Raw genomic sequence first — 235 nt, forward strand, 5'->3', positions numbered from 1 at the left:
CTACCACATGAGGACCGAGCCGTTTTGGTATTTTTGTGTCAAACCGGGGATGGAAGATGCATTCGAACAAAAAAAACGCCTGAAGGCTTTATCCAGCCTGCGTCAAACTGTTTCGGGCGGAGAAATCGATGCACTACTCGAACGGCTGCTTCGGCAGGCCGAAACGCGGGTGGTGCTGCCGGATGTGCTGTTGGCACAATTGTGTGAAATCTTATGAGCAGGGAAACGAGTGACA

At 51.5% G+C, this 235-nt stretch carries 1 pseudogene; it reads left to right on the forward strand.

The features are described 5' to 3' along the window. Positions 1–217 (forward strand): annotated as a pseudogene (locus ACTHS3_RS18680) (hypothetical protein); the annotation flags it as partial. Positions 218–235 lie beyond the last annotated feature (18 nt).

This window comes from Neisseria sp. P0009.S007, assembly GCF_051962515.1.